Source organism: uncultured Pluralibacter sp. (assembly GCF_913775985.1).
Lineage (GTDB): Bacteria > Pseudomonadota > Gammaproteobacteria > Enterobacterales > Enterobacteriaceae > Pluralibacter.
Genome location: NZ_CAJYMB010000152.1, coordinates 1 through 20,294, shown reverse-complemented (window position 1 = coordinate 20,294; position 20,294 = coordinate 1). Strand labels below are relative to the sequence as shown.

At 60.4% G+C, this 20,294-nt stretch carries 19 protein-coding genes; 8 read left to right on the top strand and 11 right to left on the bottom strand.

The genetic code is table 11. The annotated features are described in order from the left end of the window. Together QZ766_RS21990 and wrbA are read right to left on the bottom strand one after the other, a co-directional pair. A partial coding sequence (locus QZ766_RS21990; protein ID WP_297207333.1) for a YccJ family protein occupies positions 1–132 on the bottom strand: 132 nt, incomplete at its 3' end. A gap of 20 nt (positions 133–152) precedes the next feature. Beyond that, on the bottom strand, positions 153–758 hold the full coding sequence (wrbA, locus tag QZ766_RS21985) for an NAD(P)H:quinone oxidoreductase (protein WP_297207330.1): 606 nt from the start codon (positions 756–758) through the stop codon (positions 153–155). A 339-nt stretch (positions 759–1,097) separates the two neighbouring features. On the opposite strand from wrbA, the gene QZ766_RS21980 reads away from it, so the two are divergent. Beyond that, positions 1,098–2,021 (top strand): DMT family transporter, encoded by a 924-nt coding sequence (locus QZ766_RS21980; RefSeq protein ID WP_297207327.1) that lies wholly within the window; start codon positions 1,098–1,100, stop codon positions 2,019–2,021. On the opposite strand, the gene QZ766_RS21975 is transcribed toward QZ766_RS21980, so the two are convergent. The 6 genes from QZ766_RS21975 to rutA form a co-directional block, all read right to left on the bottom strand. After that, on the bottom strand, positions 2,009–3,319 hold the full coding sequence (locus QZ766_RS21975) for a solute carrier family 23 protein (protein ID WP_297207324.1): 1,311 nt from the start codon (positions 3,317–3,319) through the stop codon (positions 2,009–2,011). The genes QZ766_RS21980 and QZ766_RS21975 overlap by 13 nt on opposite strands. 18 nt (positions 3,320–3,337) lie before the next feature. Further along, positions 3,338–3,832, bottom strand: coding sequence for an NADH-dependent FMN reductase RutF (rutF, locus tag QZ766_RS21970; RefSeq protein ID WP_297207322.1), 495 nt, complete (start codon positions 3,830–3,832; stop codon positions 3,338–3,340). Between the two features lie 91 nt (positions 3,833–3,923). Beyond that, positions 3,924–4,721, bottom strand: coding sequence for a pyrimidine utilization protein D (gene rutD / locus QZ766_RS21965; RefSeq protein WP_297207319.1), 798 nt, complete (start codon positions 4,719–4,721; stop codon positions 3,924–3,926). After that, complete coding sequence (gene rutC, locus QZ766_RS21960) at positions 4,718–5,110, bottom strand: pyrimidine utilization protein C (RefSeq protein ID WP_297207315.1); 393 nt, start codon at positions 5,108–5,110, stop codon at positions 4,718–4,720. The genes rutD and rutC overlap by 4 nt, the downstream gene beginning before the upstream one ends. After that, positions 5,103–5,795, bottom strand: a complete 693-nt coding sequence (gene rutB / locus QZ766_RS21955) for a pyrimidine utilization protein B (RefSeq protein WP_297207313.1) — start codon at positions 5,793–5,795, stop codon at positions 5,103–5,105. The genes rutC and rutB overlap by 8 nt, the downstream gene beginning before the upstream one ends. Continuing rightward, positions 5,795–6,886, bottom strand: a complete 1,092-nt coding sequence (gene rutA / locus QZ766_RS21950) for a pyrimidine utilization protein A (protein ID WP_297207309.1) — start codon at positions 6,884–6,886, stop codon at positions 5,795–5,797. The genes rutB and rutA overlap by 1 nt, the downstream gene beginning before the upstream one ends. A 278-nt stretch (positions 6,887–7,164) precedes the next feature. On the opposite strand from rutA, the gene rutR reads away from it, so the two are divergent. Beyond that, positions 7,165–7,803, top strand: coding sequence for an HTH-type transcriptional regulator RutR (gene rutR / locus QZ766_RS21945; protein ID WP_297207306.1), 639 nt, complete (start codon positions 7,165–7,167; stop codon positions 7,801–7,803). Here the strand turns inward: rutR and QZ766_RS21940 are convergent. After that, positions 7,800–8,195 carry a lysozyme inhibitor LprI family protein gene (locus QZ766_RS21940; RefSeq protein ID WP_297207303.1) on the bottom strand — a complete coding sequence of 132 codons (396 nt, stop codon included), beginning with the start codon at positions 8,193–8,195 and terminating at the stop codon, positions 7,800–7,802. The genes rutR and QZ766_RS21940 overlap by 4 nt on opposite strands. Before the next feature lie 66 nt (positions 8,196–8,261). Beyond that, positions 8,262–12,224 carry a trifunctional transcriptional regulator/proline dehydrogenase/L-glutamate gamma-semialdehyde dehydrogenase gene (gene putA / locus QZ766_RS21935; protein WP_297207300.1) on the bottom strand — a complete coding sequence of 1,321 codons (3,963 nt, stop codon included), beginning with the start codon at positions 12,222–12,224 and terminating at the stop codon, positions 8,262–8,264. 396 nt (positions 12,225–12,620) lie between these two features. On the opposite strand from putA, the gene putP reads away from it, so the two are divergent. Next, positions 12,621–14,129 (top strand): sodium/proline symporter PutP, encoded by a 1,509-nt coding sequence (gene putP / locus QZ766_RS21930; protein WP_297207298.1) that lies wholly within the window; start codon positions 12,621–12,623, stop codon positions 14,127–14,129. 102 nt (positions 14,130–14,231) lie between these two features. Further along, entirely contained in the window at positions 14,232–14,657 is a 426-nt protein-coding gene (locus tag QZ766_RS21925) for a DUF3574 domain-containing protein (protein WP_297207295.1), read from the top strand. Between the two features lie 32 nt (positions 14,658–14,689). Here the strand turns inward: QZ766_RS21925 and QZ766_RS21920 are convergent, their stop codons facing one another. Further along, positions 14,690–15,874, bottom strand: coding sequence for a nucleoside transporter C-terminal domain-containing protein (locus tag QZ766_RS21920; RefSeq protein ID WP_297207293.1), 1,185 nt, complete (start codon positions 15,872–15,874; stop codon positions 14,690–14,692). Positions 15,875–16,112: 238 nt separating this feature from the next. On the opposite strand from QZ766_RS21920, the gene efeU reads away from it, so the two are divergent. The 4 genes from efeU to QZ766_RS21900 form a co-directional block, all read left to right on the top strand. Beyond that, positions 16,113–16,952: an iron uptake transporter permease EfeU gene (gene efeU / locus QZ766_RS21915; protein WP_297207290.1), complete on the top strand. Its 840-nt coding sequence runs from the start codon at positions 16,113–16,115 to the stop codon at positions 16,950–16,952. 32 nt (positions 16,953–16,984) lie between these two features. Next, positions 16,985–18,106 carry an iron uptake system protein EfeO gene (efeO, locus tag QZ766_RS21910; RefSeq protein ID WP_297207287.1) on the top strand — a complete coding sequence of 374 codons (1,122 nt, stop codon included), beginning with the start codon at positions 16,985–16,987 and terminating at the stop codon, positions 18,104–18,106. 3 nt (positions 18,107–18,109) lie between these two features. Further along, the gene (gene efeB / locus QZ766_RS21905; protein WP_297207285.1) at positions 18,110–19,378 is read left to right on the top strand and encodes an iron uptake transporter deferrochelatase/peroxidase subunit; all 1,269 of its coding nucleotides are present in this window, start codon (positions 18,110–18,112) and stop codon (positions 19,376–19,378) included. Between the two features lie 483 nt (positions 19,379–19,861). Then, on the top strand, positions 19,862–20,294 hold a 433-nt coding region (locus tag QZ766_RS21900; protein ID WP_297207282.1), incomplete at its 3' end, for a PhoH family protein.

Below are 20,294 nucleotides of genomic sequence, written 5' to 3'. Positions count from 1 at the left end.
TTCCCAGATTTGTTCCGCAAGTTTCTCGTCGTAGTTTGCCACTTCAAAAATCGCGTCGGCAATTTCCGGCGAAGTGTCGCGTAAACGGGCCCACTCGGCCACATTGTGGGCTTTAGATTCCTGTGTCGACATAACGCGCCTCCTTCAGACTGTTAAGCTTTAAGCTTGGCCGCCAGGCCCGCAACGTATTCACCCTGGTAGCGGGCAATGGAGAGCTCTTCCTGGCTCGGCTGACGTGAACCGTCGCCGCCGGCAATAGTGGTTGCGCCGTAAGGCGTACCGCCGCGTACCTGACTAACGTCAAACAGTTCCTGTGCCGCGTAGCCAATCGGGACGATAACCATCCCGTGGTGGGCGAGGGTGGTCCAGGTGGAGGTGATAGTTTGCTCCTGACCGCCGCCGGTGCCGGTGGAGCTAAAGACGCTGGCGATTTTGCCGTACAGCGCGCCGGATGCCCACAGGCCGCCGGTCTGATCGAGGAAGGTGCGCATCTGGCCGGCCATGTTGCCAAAGCGGGTCGGCGTACCGAAGATAATTGCGTCGTAGTCCGCCAGCTCCTGCGGTGTGGCAACGGCTGCATTCTGTGCTTTACCACCCACTTCGGCAAAGCGCTCTGCATTCATGGTTTCAGGCACGCGCTTAATCGTGACCTCAACGTTGTCCACTTTTTCGGCGCCTTCGGCTATTGCATGAGCCATCTTTTCGATGTGTCCATACATGGAATAGTAAAGCACCAGAACTTTTGTGGTTGAACTCATAGCTTACATCTCCTTTTAAACGCCTTAATGTAAAACGGCTTCAAACAGTGTTAGTCACGATGCGGGGAAGATCAACCGCCTGCGCAAAATGGCGCTGGCAAGCAAACCTGCCGCTGGCTATTTGCACAGCGCGGGTTGACGCATCTTTCGGGTATCTGAAGCAGTAGCAAAATGAAACACTTTTGCGCTGACTTTGGTCAATTGTGTAACGTGAAGCGAGGTCATCCAGATCCAACTTAGCGGCAGACATGCTCTCTCTGCCGCACAGCTCATTGCCGCTGTGCTTGTCAGACGTTCCGCGAGACTGCACACTGCACGGTAAATTTTAACGGTGCTGCTATGTCTGTTCTCGCTCGCTATCAACTTTCAGTTAAACCTCAGGAAGCGCTGCTGATCCTGATAACCGTGTTCTGGGGCGGCACTTTTCTGGCCGTACAGTATGCGGTCAGCTTCAGCGGGCCGCTATTTTTCGTCGGGCTGCGTTTTGCTGCCGCCACGGCTGCACTGGCGCTGCTCACAGGACGACGGCTGGCGGGAATAACCCTCATGGAGCTTACCGCAGGCGTGGCGATCGGCATCGCGATCGCCTTTGGCTACAGCCTGCAAACCTGGGGTCTGCTGTCAATTCCCAGCAGCAAGTCGGCATTTATCACCGCCATGTACGTTCCGCTGGTGCCGCTGCTGCAGTGGCTCTGCCTGCGCAGAATGCCGGGCCTGATGTCCTGGACGGGTATTGCGCTGGCATTTATCGGCCTGATACTCCTGGCCGGGCCGCAGGGAGGTGGGGTAGCTCTCGGTACGGGAGAACTGTTGACCTTAGCCGCAGCGCTGGCTACGGCGGCTGAAATCATTCTGATTGGGGCGTGGGCCGGCAAGGTAGACGTACGACGGGTTACGGTTATTCAGCTGGCAACTACGTCGCTGCTGGCCTTTTCAATGATGGGGCCGGCAGGCGAGCACATCCCGACTCTCGCGCCGGGCTTAATCGGCGTGGCTATTGGGCTCGGGGTTTTTACCGCGATTATCCAGCTCACCATGAACTGGGCCCAGCGCAGCATTTCACCGACGCGCGCAACGGTAATCTACACCGGCGAGCCGGTGTGGGCTGGGATCTTTGGCCGCATCGCAGGGGAGCGCCTGCCCGGGCTGGCCCTGCTCGGCGCCGCGCTGATCGTAGCGGGCGTGCTGGTAAGCGAACTTAAGCTTAACAAGAAAAGGTCTTCGCCCAATACTGCCGGGCGAGACGCAACTCAGGAGTCCTGAGGCACCGGCGCTGCGGGCACCTTTTGGCGGTAATTAAGAATGGCGTTAAGCAGGATCGCGCCAAACGTCGCCGTACCGATACCGCCGAGCGTAAAACCGCCCAGAGAGAGCGAGAAGTCTCCTGCGCCGAGCACCAGCGTCACCGCCACCATAATCAGGTTGCCGTTCTCGCTGAGATCGACCCGGTGCTGGCTCCAGATCCGCGCTCCCGCCACCGCAATCAATCCGAAGACTACAATCGATGCGCCGCCAATCACCGGCGCGGGCAGCATATGCACCAGCGCGCCAAACTTAGGCGAAAAGCCGAGGGCAATGGCAATCGCCGCTGCCGCCACGAACACCAGCGTGGAGTAAACCCGGGTGACGGCCATGACGCCAATATTCTCGGCGTAGGTTGTCACGCCGCTGCCGCCCAGCGATCCTGAAAGCAGCGTTGCCAGACCGTCGCCCACGAACGCCCGGCCAATATACGGATCCATATTGCGCCCGGTCATGCCCGCCACCGCTTTCAGATGACCAAGATTCTCGGCAATCAAAATGATGGCGACAGGGGCAATCAGCATCACGGCCTGACCGTTAAAGGTCGGTGCGGTTATATGCGGCAGGCCGAACCAGGCGGCTTTTTCCAGCAGGCTAACGTCCACCGGCGCACCGAGCCCGAGCAGGTTAGTGAACAAGGCGTACAGCAGGCAGGCGGCGATAAGCCCGATCAGGATCGGCAGGCGCTGGAGCGCGCCGCGGGTAAAAACCGCCACCAGACTCAGGCACAGTACGGTTATCAGCGCCATCCAGCCCTCAAAAGGCGATCCCGAGACGCTGCGAATCGCCACCGGAGCCAGATTAAGGCCAATGGCCATCACCACGGCACCGGTTACCGCCGGCGGCATCAGCCGCTCGATCCAGCGGGTGCCGAGCCGCATTACCACCAGACCGGCCAGCGTATAGACTGCGCCGCAGGCCACGATCCCACCCAGCGCGATGTCAATGTGGGGATTGAGCCCATGCCCGCTGAATCCCGTCACGGCAACGACACCCCCAACGAATGCCGCGCTGGAGCCGAGGTAGCTCGGAACCCGACCGCCCGTGACGATAAAAAACAGCAGCGTTCCGACGCCGGACATCAGTACGGACAGGTTTGGATCGAGCCCCATCAGCAGCGGCATCAGCACTGTTGCGCCAAACATCGCCACCGCGTGCTGGGCGCCCATCGCCAGCGTTTGCAAGGCGGGAAGGCGTTCGTCGGGGGCCACTACGCCGCGGGTGGTTAACTGCCAGCGTGGAAAATCAAAGCGTGCCATAGGCTACTCTCCCGTTAATCAGCAGGCCGGACGCAGCAGCGCGTGATAGCGGCGGTCAAACCACACCAGCCCCTGGGGCTCGGGATGGCAGACAATGTCGACGACCTCGCACAGCAGTACGTCGTGAGTGCCGACGCTGACTACGCTGCTAATGCGGCAGTCGAAACTGGCGAGGGCGTCTTCCAGGCGCGGGCAGCCCGTGGCGCCCGTCTGCCAGCGGCCCGATTCGAAACGCGCCTCCATCGGCGTTTTGCCGCCGAACAGCGCCGATAAGGGTTCCTGGCCCGCAGCCAGCGTGTTTACGCACAGGTGCTGGTGCTGGCTGAATACCGGCCAGACCGATGCCGAGCGGTTGAGGCAGACCAGCAGCGTCGGCGGCGCGTCGGTAACGCTGCATACCGCGCTGGCCGTAAACCCCGCGCGTCCGGCCGGACCTGCGGTGGTGATAATGTTGACTGCCGCGCCCATGCAGGCCATTGCGTCGCGGAAAAGCAGTTTCTCGACATGTGACATGATGTTGACTCCTTATGCCAGCAGGCAGGCTTCGACGAAGTCCGGACGCGGCAGTTTGCGATGCAGCCCGGCGGTATCGCCGAAGCCAGTGTTAATGAACAGAGTGCTGCGCCAGCGCGCCAAGGCCGTCCAGCAGCAGAGCGTTGAATGCCCCGGGTTCGGTGATGTTGCAGGCGTGCGCCCCGCGCTCCAGAAGGAGCAGCGTGCTGTGGGGCAGCGCGTGGTGAAGTTCGCTGGCGCAGCCGGAGGGCACCAGTAAATCGTCCCGCGCTGCAATAACCAGCACCGGGCAGGCCACGTCCCGCGCGCGTGAGGTGAAATCAGCGGCTTTGAGCGCCCGCAGGCGGCAGCGCAGGTTATGCGCGCCCTGAAAGTGGGCGAGGGCCTGCGCCTCCTCGGCCTCAAGCCGCGGCTGCTGCTCCGCCATCCAGTCGGCGGGATAGAGAAACAGCGGCTGGGCCTCCACCCATGCTGCCGCGCCGCCGGACTCCAGCAGCCGTTCGCGAACGGTAAAGCAGCGTCGGGTGTGGGGACTCAGGCGCAGCCAGCCGTTGACCAGTGCCAGTCCGCTGACTGCCCGAGGAAAATCCAGCGCCATCTGCACGCCGATGAGCGCCCCGAGCGCGTGACCCACCACCGCCACCCGGGAAAAGCCGGCTTCGACGAGCGCCGCGTGAAGCTCGCGGGCCATCTCCGCCATGCTGTAGTTATCGCTAAGCACGGCGGGATTATTTCCGGTACCGGGCTGGTCCCAGAGCAGCACCTGATAGCGCGCCCGCAGCGCCGCCAGCTGAGGCTGCCAGTAGCTTCCCGCACCGCCCAGGCCCGAAACCATCACTACCGCCGGCGCTGCTGGCCGGGGCGATGCCAGTATCGTGAGCCCGCTCATCGCGGTGCGCCAATATGGGCGACGCTGGCAATCTCAACCAGCGCCTCCGGCTTCACGAGGCCGCACTGAATACAGAAGCGCGCGGGTTTATCGCCGGGGAAAAAGTCGGCGTATACCTCATTAATCGCGGCGTAGTTTTTCCAGTCGGTAATAAAGATACTGTTGAACGTCACATCCGCCATCGTACCGCCCGCCGTTTCGATAACCCGGCGAATCGTCTCCAGCACGTGGCGGGCTTGCGCCTTTGGGTCGCCGGGGGATACCACGTTATTTTCCGCATCAAACGGCAGGGTTCCGGAGACGTACAGGACGCCATCGGCAAGGGTGCCCGGCACGAAGGGCGCGATAGGTGTCGATGTGCCCGGGGGAATAATGACCTGTTTAGGCATCGGGTTGCTCCTTTGAGGCGCTGAGGGTTTCGCAGAACGTGGCGACATTGCTGACCCAGCCAAAAAATGTTTCGATATTGAACAGCGCCGCCTGCTGGGCGAAGGCCGGGCCCGCCTGGTGGGTGGCGTCTTCGAGCACGATGCCGAAGTATTCGAGGAAAAAGCCGTCCCGCAGCGTCGACTCCACGCAGACGTTAGTGGCGATGCCGGTGAACACCAGATGGCGAATGCCGCGGCTGCGCAGCATGCTGTCCAGCGGGGTGTTGAAAAAACCGCTGTAGCGCGGTTTTGGCAGCACGATATCGCCGGGCTGGGGAACGAGCGCATCAACCAGCTGATAGTCCCAGCCGCCTTTTGCCAGCAGGGTGCCTTCCAGTTCAAGCCGCTGGCGCATAGTTTTCAGGGCGTTGGATTTGTGGTAATTCGGTGAGCCGGGGCCGCCGGCCTCAACGTAGGCCGGATCCCAGCCGTTTTGAAACCAGATAATGGTCATGCCGGCGGCGCGGGCGGCGCGCACCGCGACATTGATTCGCTCAATCACCGGGCGGGTCGCGGAGACGTCAAATCCGGCCAGATCGAGATAGCCGCCGGCGCTGGCGTAGGCATTTTGCATATCTACCACGATCAGCGCGCTGCGCGCGGGATCGAGGGCAATGGCTTCCGGGCGTGCGGGTAAGGTCAGCATTATGCAACCTCCTGAGTGATGGCCGGCAGGTGCGCGCGGCAGCGCATCAGCGGCTGAATGCGCTCGCCAAAATTTTCCACGCCGGTGAGAAAATCGTCAAAGGTGAGCAGCACGCCCTCAGCGCCGGGGACCGCGGCGACCTCATCCAGCATCCGCGCCACGCTGGCGTAAGAGCCGACCAGCGTGCCCATGTTGATATTGACGGCGGAGGTTGGGTCCGCCATCTGCCGCACGTTGGTATCACTGCCGGAGCGGGTATCCTTCTGGCTCTGCTCGGTAAGCCACGCCAGCGCTTCCTCATCGGCGCCGGCCTTGTAGTGCTCCCATTTGGCGCGCGCGGCCTCGTCGGTTTCGTCAGCCACAATCATAAACAGCACGTAGGAGCCGACGTCGCGGCCGGTTTTGTCCGCGGCCTCTTTCATGCGGGCGGCGGTGGGGGCGAAGGCCGCCGGAGTGTTGACGCCTTTACCAAAACAGAAGTTGTAGTCGGCGTGCCGGGCTGAGAATGCCATCCCCGCCTCGCTCTGCCCGGCGCAGATCACCTTCATCGGTCGGGAAGGGCGCGGGCTGACGCGGCAGTCGTTCATGGTAAAAAAGTCGCCTTTAAAATCGCTCTTGCCGCTGCCCCACAGATCCCGCAGCACCTGCACGTATTCGGTAAGATAATCGTAGCGGCGCGAAAAGTAGTCATCGCCGGGCCAGAGTCCCATCTGCTCGTACTCCGGCTTTTGCCAGCCGGTAACCAGATTGACGCCAAAGCGCCCCTGGGAAATAGAGTCAATGGTGCTGGCCATCCGCGCGACGATCGCCGGCGGCAGCGTCAGGGTGGCGGCGGTGGCGTAAATCTCAATGCGCGAGGTTACGGCGGCAAGACCCGCCATCAGGGTGAATGATTCCAGATTGTGGTCCCAGAATTCGGTGGCGCCGCCGAAGCCGCGCAGTTTGATCATCGACAGGGCAAAATCGAAGTGGTAGCGCTCGGCCTTCTGCACGATGGCCTTGTTAAGCTCAAATGTCGGCATGTACTGCGGGGCGTGGGTTGAGATAAGCCAGCCGTTATTGCCGATAGGCATAAAGACACCAATTTTCATCACGGACACCTCTCATCAGCGGGGGAAGTCGCGCGGCGCTGCGTCCTGCATTTCCTCAAAGCCCCGCCTTGATGACTCAGCAAGATAGGTGCCACTTTTGAAAATGTCTTATCTGTTAACAGGTTAGCGAGAAATAGCGATTTTCCACAGCGGTAAACCGGACCGGATGGTCAAAATGAGTGCACAAAAAACAGGCAGCCTGGCCTGTTTCGGTGCGCGGGGTCGTGCCGAAAGAGGGCATTTGCTATTATTTCGGGAACTCAACAAGGAGAGCGCGCATGGCGCAGGCAGCACCTTTGAAAAACGGAAAACGCACGCGGGCGGTGAGCGCCAAAAAAGAGGCGATCCTCGGCGCCGCGCTGGCGACCTTCTCCCAGTTCGGCATCCACGGCACCCGCCTTGAGCAGGTAGCGGATCTGGCCGGTGTGTCAAAAACCAACCTGCTTTACTACTATCCGTCCAAAGAGGCGCTGTACGTGGCGGTGATGCGCAACATTCTCGATATCTGGCTCGCGCCGCTGCGCGCCTTTCGCGAGGATTTTGCGCCGCTGGTGGCGATCCGGGAGTACATTCGCCTCAAGCTGGAAGTCTCCCGGGATCATCCGGCGGCCTCGCGGCTGTTCTGCCTGGAGATGCTGCAGGGCGCGCCGCTGCTGAAAGCCGAGCTGACGGGAGATTTAAAAACGCTGATTGCCGAGAAGTCGGCGATTATTACCGGCTGGGTTGAAGAGGGCAGGCTGGCGGCCATCGATCCTGAACACCTGATCTTTATGATTTGGGCCGCGACCCAGCACTATGCTGATTTCGCGACCCAGATTGAGGCGGTGACCGGAAAAACGCTGCAGGACGAGGCATTTTTTCAGGAAACCGTGAATAACGTGCAGCGCATTATTATCGAAGGGATCCGCCTGCGCTAGCCGGCCGGCGGCAGCGGGCAGCTTATATCGCCCTCGTCGCAATCGAGCAGCGACTCCAGCCACGCGGTGCGCTCGGCGGTTTTGTCGCTCAGGCACTGGTTGCGCACCATCGGCTGGATGCTGCCGCCCTCGCTGCCGGAAGCCACCAGCGCGCAGTCGGCGTCGCGCAGTTCAATCCACTTTTGCTGGGCGGTTTTCACCAGCGCTTTCGTGGCGGCGGGGGCGCGCTGCAGCACGGTGGCATAGGTTTCGTTAAGCTTTGTATCGGCGGCCTGATATTCGGCGGCGGCGCAGGTATTCATCTCCGTTTGGCTCTGCGCACTGTCGCACTCCTCCGCCAGCGCGCCGGCGCTTGCGACCAGCAGCCCCGCACATAAAATGATGTTTCTCATCTCCGTTCTCCTTGTCTGATTGAAATAAAAAAGGCCCCGTTTCCGGAGCCTTAATTAACCACAGCGTTAGCCGATTGTCATCAGGCTGGCGTTGCCTCCCGCCGCGGCGGTATTCACGCTCAGCGACCGCTCGTGGTAGAGGCGCTCCAGCAGCAGATTGGTTTCACCCCGGGCAAAGCCCTGAACCGAAACAATCGCGCCGTCGCGGGCCGCTACCTGCTGGCACAGCTCGCGCAGCTGGTCCGAGTCGCCGTGATAGATAACGGCGTCGAAATGCGCGCCGGCGATGTTGTCGCGGCCGGCGAAGCGGATCCGATCGCTCACCGCCTTCGGCAGCTGTTTCGCCAGGCTGCGCTGCAGCGTCTCGTCCGGCCACAGCACTTCGCACCCGGCGGCAGTCGCCGCCGCCAGCTGGATCAGCGCATCCTCTTCGTTATCGGCAATGCACAGCACGCGATCGCGCGGCACCAGCGTCCAGGTGTTGCGCTCGCCGGTGGGACCCGGCAGCACGCGCTGGGTACCGGCCTGGGCCAGCTCGCCGTAGCGGTCGCACAGCGCCTGTACCTCAGGGCGGTTAATTGCCCAGCCGCGCAGGGCGCCCAGTGGCTGCTCCAGCACGCTCTTAAGCTGACTGTCCACCGGATACTGCGCGTCCTGGCGATTCAGGGTGGTGAGCAGGGCATCGTCCGGGCGGCTGGCGAGCAGGCGGTAGAGGTACATTGGACCGCCGGCTTTCGGGCCGGTACCGGAGAGGCCTTCACCGCCGAACGGCTGCACGCCGACTACCGCGCCCACCATGTTGCGGTTGACGTACAGGTTGCCCACGTGGGCGCTGCCGGTCACCTGGGCGATGGTTTCGTCGATGCGGGTATGCACCCCGAGGGTCAGGCCGTAGCCGGAGGCGTTAATCTGCTCGACCAGCTTGCCAAGGCCGCTGCGGTTGTAGCGCACCACGTGCAGCACCGGACCAAAGATCTCTTTTTCCAGCTCGTCAAAGCTCTCCAGCTCAATCAGCGTCGGCGGCACGAAGGTGCCCTGGCTCCATTCGCGGCGGTCTTCGCTGTTTTCTCGGGTAGCCTGGAACACCGCACGCCCTTTGCCGCGCAGCGCCTGAATGTGGCGGTCGATATTCTGTTTGGCTTCGGCGTCAATCACCGGCCCGATGTCGGTGGTCAGCCGCCCCGGATTGCCCATCCGACATTCGGCCATCGCGCCTTTCAGCATTTTCAGCGTGTGGTCGGCGACATCATCCTGCAGGCACAGCACGCGCAGGGCGGAGCAGCGCTGTCCGGCGCTATCGAAGGCCGAGGCGACGACGTCAACCACCACCTGCTCGGTGAGCGCCGAAGAGTCAACGATCATCGCGTTCATCCCGCCGGTTTCGGCGATCAGCGGCGTCGGACGGCCCTGAGGATCGAGCCGGCTGGCAATGTTGCGCTGCAGCAGGCTGGCCACTTCGGTGGAGCCGGTAAACATCACGCCGCGTACCCGCTCGTCGGCGGTCAGCTGCGCGCCAACGGTTTCACCCCGGCCCGGTACCAGCTGTACCACGCCCGGCGGCACGCCGGCTTCCAGAAGAATGTGGATGCCCTGCGCGGCAATCAGCGGTGTCTGCTCGGCGGGCTTGGCCAGCACGCTGTTGCCGGCGGCGAGAGCGGCGGCGATCTGTCCGCTAAAGATAGCCAGCGGGAAGTTCCACGGGCTGATGCACACCACCGGCCCCAGCGGGCGGTGGGTCTCGTTGTCGAAATCGTCGCGCACCTGGCCGGCGTAGTAGTGCAGGAAGTCCACGGCTTCACGCACTTCGGCAATGGCGTTGCTGAAGGTTTTTCCCGCTTCGCGCACCAGAATGCCCATCAGCTGCGGCATCCGGTCTTCCATCAGCATTGCGGCGCGTTCCAGGATCGCTGCACGCTCCTGCGGCGGCGTGGCGAACCAGATAGGTGCGCTGCTGACGGCATTTTCCAGCGCCTGATTCACCTCTTGCTCTGTTGCCTCGCGGGTATAGCCGACAATGTCTTTCGGCTCAGCCGGGTTGATGACCGGCGTCATTTCGCCATCGTCAACCGGCTGCTCCAGCATCGGCTTCGCCTGCCACTGCTGCTGGGCGTTGGTGAGCAGGGAAGAGGAGAGGGACGCGAGGCGATGCTCGTTCGCCAGATCCAGACCGGCAGAGTTGATGCGTCCGCTACCGTACAGATCCCGCGGCAGCGGAATTTTCGGGTGCGGCAGGCCCGGCTGGCCTTCCTGACGCGCCAGCTCTTCAACGGCGACCACCGGATCCGCCACCAGTTCGTCCAGCGGCAGGCTGGTATCGGCGATGCGGTTGACGAAGGAGGTGTTGGCGCCATTTTCCAGCAGGCGGCGAACCAGATAGGCGAGCAGCGTTTCGTGCGTGCCCACCGGAGCGTAAATGCGGCACGGGCGGTTCAGCTTGCCGTCGGCCACTTTACCCACCACCTGCTCGTACAGCGGCTCGCCCATGCCGTGCAGGCACTGGAACTCGTACTGTCCCGGATAGTAGTTCTGGCCCGCCAGCTGGTAAATCGCCGCCAGCGTGTGGGCGTTGTGGGTGGCAAACTGCGGGTAAATCAGGTTCGGTGCCGCCAGCAGCTTTTTGGCGCAGGCGAGGTAGGAGACGTCGGTGTAGACCTTGCGGGTATACACCGGATAGCCCTCCAGTCCGTCCATCTGGGCGCGCTTGATTTCGCTGTCCCAGTAGGCGCCTTTCACCAGGCGGATCATCAGGCGGCGGCGGCTGCGGCCGGCGAGATCCACCAGATAATCAATCACCAGCGGGCAGCGCTTCTGGTAGGCCTGGATGACAAAGCCGATGCCGTTCCAGCCGGCGAGATCTGGCTCAAAACAGAGTTTTTCCAGCAGATCGAGGGAGATTTCCAGCCGGTCGGCCTCTTCGGCGTCAATATTGATGCCGATATCGTAGCTGCGCGCCAGCAGCGTCAGGGATTTCAGGCGCGGATATAGCTCGTCCATCACCCGGTCGTACTGGGCGCGGCTGTAGCGCGGATGCAGGGCGGAGAGCTTAATGGAGATGCCCGGCCCTTCATAAATGCCGCGGCCGTTGGAGGCTTTGCCGATGGCGTGGATCGCCTGCTGGTACGACACCATATAGGCCTGCGCGTCGGCGGCGGTAAGCGCTGCTTCGCCCAGCATATCGTAAGAGTAGCGGAAGCCTTTTTCTTCCAGCTTGCGGGCGTTAGCTAGCGCTTCGGCGATGGTTTCACCGGTGACGAACTGCTCGCCCATCAGGCGCATCGCCATGTCCACGCCTTTGCGGATCAGCGGCTCGCCGCTCTTGCCGATAATGCGGTTCAGTGAGCGTGAGAGGTTGGCTTCGTTATGAGTCGATACCAGACGCCCGGTAAACAGCAGGCCCCAGGTGGCGGCGTTAACGAACAGCGACGGGCTGCGGCCGATGTGGGACTGCCAGTTGCCGTTGCTGATTTTGTCGCGAATCAGCGCATCGCGGGTGGCTTTGTCGGGGATGCGCAGCAGGGCTTCTGCCAGGCACATCAGGGCCACGCCTTCCTGAGAGGAGAGGGAGAACTCCTGCAGCAGGCTCTGCACCATCCCGGCGCGGCCTGAGGCATTTTTCTGGCTGCGCAGCTTTTCCGCCAGACGATATGCCAGCTTGTGTGCTTCAGTGGCGACGGGCTGCGGCAGGCGGGCCTGCTCCAGCAGCATGGAGACGGCATCCGTTTCCGGACGGCGCCAGGCGGCGGTGATGGCCGCGCGGGTCACGGACTGCGGCAGGATCTGCTCGGCGAACTCCAGAAACGGCTGGTGCGACTCTTCGACCGGCGTGCTGGCTTCGTCGCTTTCGTTGGCGGCACCGGCAAGCAGGGCCGGGATTTCCGGCAGGGTTTCGTCGTTTTCCAGCTTTTCCAGATAGTTGAAGATCGCCTGCTTAATCAGCCAGTGCGGCGTGCGGTCAATGCGCGTGGCGGCGCTTTTAATCCGTTCCCGGGTGGCGTCGTCGAGCTTAACGCCCATAGTGGTTGTCCCCATGACAAACTCCTGTTGTTCTGCTGTTGCTTATTTGGTCGCTAGGGAATATCCGCTATGTTGCAACTTTGTGCAACCTTGTTAAGTGTGACATCGCCAGCAATCGTGAAAAACGATGAAATGTTAAAGCAACTTAACATCGCTTATTGTATTAATCCTTACTAATGGTTCCAGTAATCATGCGTTATTTAACACTTTATAAAGGTGCAACTGGTAAAAATGTGAGCAAGTGCAACCTATAGGAAAATGCTCTGGCGAAAGGGATGGTTTGTCTGTAAATGAGGTGTTAAATGATTTGTGAATATATTTGGCATGCGGCAGGATACATCCCGCCGATACCAGGCAGCTCATTACTTCGTTCCGGTAGTGAACCACTATAATAATTCTGGAGAGACTTCGATGGCCGTTAGCACACCGATGTTGGTGACCTTTTGCATCTACATATTTGCGATGATCCTGATAGGATTTATGGCATGGCGATCCACCAAAAACTTTGACGACTATATTCTCGGCGGGCGCAGCCTGGGCCCGTTTGTTACCGCGCTGTCTGCCGGTGCCTCCGACATGAGCGGCTGGCTGCTGATGGGCCTGCCCGGCGCGATTTTCATCTCCGGTATTTCTGAAAGCTGGATCGCTATCGGCCTGACGGTGGGCGCATGGGTGAACTGGAAGCTGGTGGCGGGACGCCTGCGGGTTCACACCGAAGCCAACAATAACGCGCTGACGCTGCCGGACTACTTCACCAGCCGCTTTGAAGATAAAAGCCGCATCCTGCGCATTATCTCCGCGGTGGTTATTCTGGTGTTCTTCACCATCTACTGCGCTTCGGGCATCGTCGCCGGCGCGCGCCTGTTTGAAAGCACCTTCGGCATGAGTTATGAAACCGCGCTGTGGGCCGGTGCTGCGGCAACCATTATCTACACCTTCATTGGCGGCTTCCTCGCCGTAAGCTGGACCGATACCGTGCAGGCCAGCCTGATGATTTTTGCTCTGATCCTGACCCCGGTGATTGTGATCATCACCGTCGGCGGCTTCGGCGACGCGCTGGAAGTGATCAAGCAAAAGAGTATTGAGAACGTAGATATGCTCAAAGGGCTGAACTTCGTTGCGATTATCTCCCTGATGGGCTGGGGCCTCGGCTACTTCGGCCAGCCGCACATTCTGGCGCGTTTTATGGCCGCCGAATCTCACCACAGCATTGTTCACGCCCGCCGCATCAGCATGACCTGGATGATCCTGTGCCTGGCCGGTGCTGTCGCCGTAGGCTTCTTCGGGATTGCCTTCTTTAACGAAAATCCGGCGCTGGCGGGGGCGGTAAACCAGAACTCCGAGCGTGTCTTTATTGAGCTCACGCAGATCCTGTTTAACCCGTGGATTGCCGGGATCCTGCTGTCGGCTATTCTGGCGGCGGTAATGTCTACCCTGAGCTGCCAGCTGCTGGTGTGCTCCAGCGCAATCACCGAAGACCTGTACAAAGCGTTCCTGCGCAAAAACGCCAGCCAGAAAGAGCTGGTGTGGATCGGGCGTCTGATGGTGCTGGTGGTTGCTCTGGTCTCCATCGCCATGGCGGCCAATCCGGAAAACCGCGTGCTGGGCCTGGTAAGCTACGCCTGGGCAGGCTTCGGCGCGGCGTTTGGTCCGGTGGTGCTGTTCTCGGTGATGTGGTCGCGCATGACCCGCAACGGCGCGCTGGCGGGGATGGTGATTGGCGCCGTCACCGTGCTGGTGTGGAAACAGTACGGCTGGCTGGATCTGTATGAAATTATCCCGGGCTTCGTGTTCGGCAGTATCGGGATTGTGGTCTTTAGCCTCCTTGGCAAAGCGCCGTCAGCGGCAATGCAGAAGCGCTTTGCGGATGCGGATGCGCACTATCACTCTGCGCCACCGTCGCGGCTGCAGGCCGAATAACAAAATCGCCCGCGCAAGCGGGCTTTTTTTTGCCTGGCGATATTGCCAGGCGGCGCGGAAAAGGCTCAAATTCCGTCCCCCGATAAGTAAAAGGAATCGATGATGAAAAGAGCAGCAGGCGCCGCCGCGCTGGCGCTGGCCTTCGTGCTGGCAGGATGTAAAAGCGCGCCGGGGCCGAACAGTGCGGACGGCCGCTGTCCGGCAGAGAGCCGGATGCAGCAGACCACCCTCTATTTTGGCCTCAGCCAGCCTGATGGCACCGTTATTACGCCCGCGCAGTGGCAGGCGTTTGTGGATGGCGACGTGACGCCGCGCTTTCGCGCCGGGCTGACGGTATTTGATGCGCGCGGCCAGTGGCTTGGCAACGACGGCGGGGTGGTGCGGGAGCAGAGTAAAGCGCTGATGCTTATCCATGCGAATGACGCACGGCAGAACGCCGAGATTGAGGCGATCCGCCAGCGCTACGTTACGCGCTTTCATCAGGAGTCGGTGATGCGGGTAGACCTGCCGGCCTGCGTGCAGTTTTAAAGCGGCGGGGGGAACGCCCGCCGCAGGTTTTCTCAGAGTACTAAACCGGCGAAGCTGGCGGAAAGCAGACTCACCAGCGTTGCACCGTAAACCAGGCGCAGCCCGACCCGGGACACGGCGTTACCCTGCTTTTCATTGAGTCCCTTGATGGCGCCCGCCACGATGCCAATAGAAGCAAGGTTAGCAAAAGAGACCAGGAACACCGACAGGATCCCCAGCCCGCGCGGCGTCATGCCGGCGGCGACTTTTTGCAGCTCGATCATCGCCACGAACTCGTTGGATACCAGCTTGGTGGCCATAATACTCCCCGCCTGCAGGGCGTCGCTCAGGGGAATCCCCACCAGCCAGGCCAGCGGATAGAACACGTAGCCCAGCATCTGCTGAAAGCTCAGGCCAAACAGCGTGCTGAACAGGGCGTTAACGGCGCTTATCAGCGCGATAAAGCCAATCAGCATTGCCAGAATGATCATCGCCACCTTGAAGCCGGCGAGAATATACTCCCCCAGCATTTCGAAAAAGCTCTGGGATTCATGCAACTTTTCGAGTTTCACGTCCGGCTCATCCCCCGGGCGGAATGGGTTGATGATCGACAGAATGATAAAGGTGCTGAACATATTGAGCACCAGCGCCGCCACCACGTATTTGGCTTCCAGCATCGACATGTAGGCGCCGACAATCGACAGCGATACCGTGGACATCGCCGTGGCCGCCATCGTGAACAGGCGCCGGGAAGAGAGATCGCCGAGTACCCCTTTATAGGCGATAAAGTTCTCCGACTGGCCGAGGACCAGCGAGCTAACCGCGTTGAACGACTCCAGCTTGCCCATGCCGTTAACTTTTGACAGCAGGGTGCCGACCAGACGGATAAACAGCGGCAGAATGCGCCAGTGCTGGAGAATGCCGATCAGCGCCGAGATAAAGATAATCGGGCACAGCACGCCGAGGAAAATAAACGCCAGCCCCTTCTCACTCATGCCGCCGAACACGAATCCGCTGCCGTCGGCGGCGTATTTAAGCAGGGAAGCAAAAAATGAGGAGAACGACTGCACCACCGCCGCGCCGCTCTGCGCGTGCAGGAAGAAAAAGGCGAGGGCAATCTCCAGCACAATCAGCTGGAGAATATAGCGGATGCGGATCTTTTTCCGGTCAAAGCTGGCGAGCCAGGCGAGGGCAAGGATCACTGCCAGCGCGAGGATGAAGTGGAGAATTTGAGTCATAAAAGTGTGCACGCTGCTGCTTGTTGGGGGCGGTATTAAGCCACAGTGCTGAATCGACGTAAACGGTTTCGTATTGCTCAAATCAGGCCATGCTTTGTCAGTCCCGATTTTTTCATTTTTCCTTCCTGATACCCGCACATTTCACTTGTGTTTATTTCTTTCGTAATGATAATCACTATCAGTGTTATTTACGAAACTTTGCACCTTTTGACTGCGGTTCACATTCAGGATACTCGGCATGTTCGTTCCCTTTCTCATTATGCTGCGCGAAGGTCTTGAAGCCGCGCTTATCGTTAGCCTCATCGCCAGCTACCTGAAGCGCACCGGGCGCGGGCGGCTGATAGGCGGCATGTGGGTTGGCGTATTCCTCGCCGCCGCGCTGTGCCTCGGGCTGGGCATCTTCATCAATGAAACTACCGGTGAATTTCCGCAGAAGCAGCAGGAGCTGTTTGAAGGCATTGTTGCGGTGATTGCGGTGGTTATCCTGACCTGGATGGTGTTCTGGATGCGCAAAGTGTCGCGCAACGTCAGGCAGCAGCTGGAAGAGGCGGTAGACAGCGCCCTGCAAAAGGGCGGGCAGCAGGGCTGGGCGCTGATCCTGATGGTATTTTTCGCCGTGGCGCGGGAAGGGCTCGAGTCAGTGTTTTTCCTGCTGGCCGCCTTTCAGCAGGATCTCGGCATCTGGCCGCCGCTGGGTGCCGTGCTCGGGCTGACCGCCGCCGTTATCCTCGGCTTTATGATCTACTGGGGCGGCGTGCGACTCAATCTGGCGGCATTCTTTCGCTGGACCAGCCTGTTTATCCTGCTGGTGGCGGCGGGACTTGCCGCCGGGGCCATCCGCGCGTTTCACGAGGCGGGCCTGTGGAATGCTTTCCAGCAAGTGGCGTTCGACTTCAGCAATACCCTTTCAACCCATACGCTGTTCGGCACGCTGCTGGAGGGGATCTTCGGTTATCAGGAGAGCCCGACGGTGAGCGAAGTCGCGGTCTGGCTTCTGTACCTGATCCCGGCGCTGGTGCTCTTTACGCTGCCGGCACGCTCCGGCGCGGCGGCGTCCCGCAGCGCGCCGCGATCCTGATGATAGTTACAACATACTTATAAGGAATTTTTATGACCAACAACCTCCGCCGTAGCGCACTGTCGCTTAGCATCGCCGCGCTTCTCGCCGCTGCATTTTGTGCCCGGGCGGCCGATATTCCGCAGGTTAAAGTGACGGTTAACGACAAGCAGTGCGAGCCGATGAACCTGACGGTAAAGGCGGGTAAAACGCAGTTTATTATTCAGAACCACAGCCAGAAGGCGCTGGAGTGGGAGATCCTCAAAGGCGTGATGGTGGTGGAAGAGCGGGAAAATATCGCGCCGGGCTTTACCCAAAAGCTGACCGCCAACCTGCAGCCGGGGGAGTATGAAATGACCTGCGGCCTGCTCACCAACCCGAAAGGCAAGCTGACGGTGCAGGGCGAAGCGACGGCGGCAAACGCCGATCCGCTGCTGGCGCTCGGGGATGCCATTACCCAGTATAAAGCCTACGTGCTGGCGGAGTCTGCCGAGCTGGTGAAGGGTACCCAGGCCTTTACCGACGCGGTGAAAGCCGGAGAGGTTGAAAAAGCGAAAGCGCTCTACGCGCCTACCCGCCAGCACTACGAGCGCATCGAGCCGATTGCCGAGCTGTTCTCGGATTTAGACGGCAGCATTGACGCCCGCGAAGATGACTACGAGAAAAAAGCCGCAGATCCGAAGTTCACCGGCTTCCACCGGCTGGAAAAAGCGCTATTCGGCGACGGCAGTGCGAAAGGGATGGCCGACTACGCTTCCCGTCTTAACCGCGACGTGCAGGAGCTGCACAAGCGCATTGGCGAACTGGCCTTCCCGCCATCAAAAGTGGTGGGCGGCGCCGCTGACCTGATTGAAGAGGTTGCTTCCAGCAAAATCAGCGGTGAAGAAGACCGCTACAGCCACACCGATCTGTGGGATTTCCAGGCCAACGTCGACGGCGCGCAGAAAATTGTTAACCTGCTGCGCCCGCAGCTGCAGAAAGAGAACGCCGCGCTGCTGGCCAAGGTGGACGCTAACTTCAAGAAAGTGGACACCATTCTGGCGAAGTATAAGACCAAAGACGGGTATGAAACCTATGACAAGCTCACCGACGCCGACCGCAAGGCGCTGAAGGGGCCGATTACCACGCTGGCCGAAGATCTGGCCCAGCTGCGCGGGATTTTAGGACTGGATTAAGAGATGGACGAGAAAAAACGGCCGGAGGCGGAACCTTCCCGCCGCCGGCTGCTAAAAAATATCGGCGCGCTGGCGGTGCTGGGCGGCTGCCCGGCGGCGCGCGGCGCGACGGCGGAAAGCGCGCCGGGCACGCTGCCGCCGGATGCGCGCATGGAGAAGCAGCCGTTTCACGGCTCGCACCAGGCCGGGGTGCTGACGCCCCAGCAGGCGGCGATGATCGTGGTTGCCTTTGACGTACTGGCCGCCGACCGTGACGATCTGCAGCGACTCTTCCGCCTGCTGACCGACCGCATTCGCTTTCTGACGGCCGGCGGCCAGGCTCCCGATACGCCTAATCCGCGCCTGCCGCCGATGGATTCCGGTATCCTCGGCAGCTTTATCGCCCCGGATAACCTGACCGTGACCGTCTCCCTCGGCCACTCGCTGTTCGATGAGCGGTTCAACCTGGCAAAGCAGAAACCAACCAAACTGCAGTCGATGACCCGCTTTCCAAATGACGCGCTGGATGCCGCGCTGTGCCACGGGGATTTACTACTGCAAATCTGCGCGAATACCCGGGATACGGTGATCCACGCCCTGCGGGACATTATCAAGCACACACCGGATTTGCTCAGCGTGCGCTGGAAGCGCGAAGGCTTTATTTCCAACAGCGCCGCCCGCAGTCGGGGAAAAGAGACGCCGATTAACCTGCTGGGCTTCAAAGACGGCACCGCCAATCCGGACAGCGGCGATGCCGCGCTGATGGACCGCATTATCTGGGTGACGAAAGGGCAGGGCGAGCCCGCCTGGGCCACCGGCGGCAGCTATCAGGCGGTGCGCATTATTCAGTTCCGGGTTGAGTTTTGGGACCGCACGCCGCTAAAAGAGCAGCAGACCATTTTTGGCCGGGAGAAGCTGTCCGGCGCGCCGCTGGGCATGACCCACGAGCACGACGTGCCGGATTACGCCCGGGATCCCGAAGGCGATATCATTGCGCTGGACAGCCATATTCGGCTGGCTAATCCCCGCACGCCGGAAACGCAGGACAGTCTGATGATGCGCCGCGGCTACAGCTACTCGCTGGGCGTGACTAACGCCGGGCAGCTCGATATGGGGCTGCTGTTTGTTTGCTATCAGCACGATCTGGAGAAGGGGTTTCTGACCGTGCAGAAGCGCCTGAACGGCGAAGCGCTGGAGGAGTACATTAAGCCTATCGGCGGCGGCTATTTCTTTGTTCTGCCGGGCGTAAAAGACAGCAGCCGCTATCTTGGCCAGGCGCTGCTGGAAGCGTAGTAAAGTGCGCCGCCGCCGGGCGGCGCACTATTAATTGAGAGTTGAAAGTTGCCATAAAAGTGACATATTTATCAGGCAGGGTGTTTCAGGTGCCCGCAGAGTTCGGTTATAAAAAAGTAAAAACGATGTTGCATTAATGAAAATTTTTGATTTACTTAATACATGAGCGGTAGTTCCCCGCAGTGAGTATCACTTAGGAGATCGCCTATGGCAGGGTCCTGTACTGGACATAAACGCACAGTTAACCGCAGAACCCGGCGCGGAGGCCCCACCTCCGGCAGCGATTTCCTCACCGAAAAATTCTCCTCTCTGATAATTGATATCCCAACCTCCGATGTGGTGCGCGATGTGCGTAGTCGCGTCATCACGTCAATTCGACCGGCAAGCAATGGCTTAAAAGGAAGCCAAACCTCAGACGTTAGTGCGCATCCGCGTGCCGGGGCCGGCGCGCGCAGTGTTGACCAACAACTCAAGGTGCTATCCATGGGAAGACAGAAAGCAGTGATCAAAGCTCGTCGTGAAGCGAAACGTGTGCTGAGACGGGATTCACGCAACCATAAACAGCGTGAAGAAGAGTCGGTCACCTCGCTTGTGCAGATGAGCGGCGTAGAAGCAATTGGCATGGCGCGGGACTGCCGTGATAATTCACCCATTGAGGCGCGCAACGAAGCTCAGGCGCAGTATCTGAACGCTATTGAAACCAAGCAGCTGATTTTTGCCACCGGCGAAGCCGGCTGCGGTAAAACCTGGATCAGTGCGGCCAAGGCGGCAGAAGCACTGATTCATAAGGACGTCGACAGAATTATCGTCACCCGCCCGGTGCTGCAGGCCGATGAAGATCTCGGCTTCCTGCCCGGTGATATCTCCGAGAAGTTTGCGCCCTATTTTCGGCCGGTGTACGACGTGCTGGTCAGGC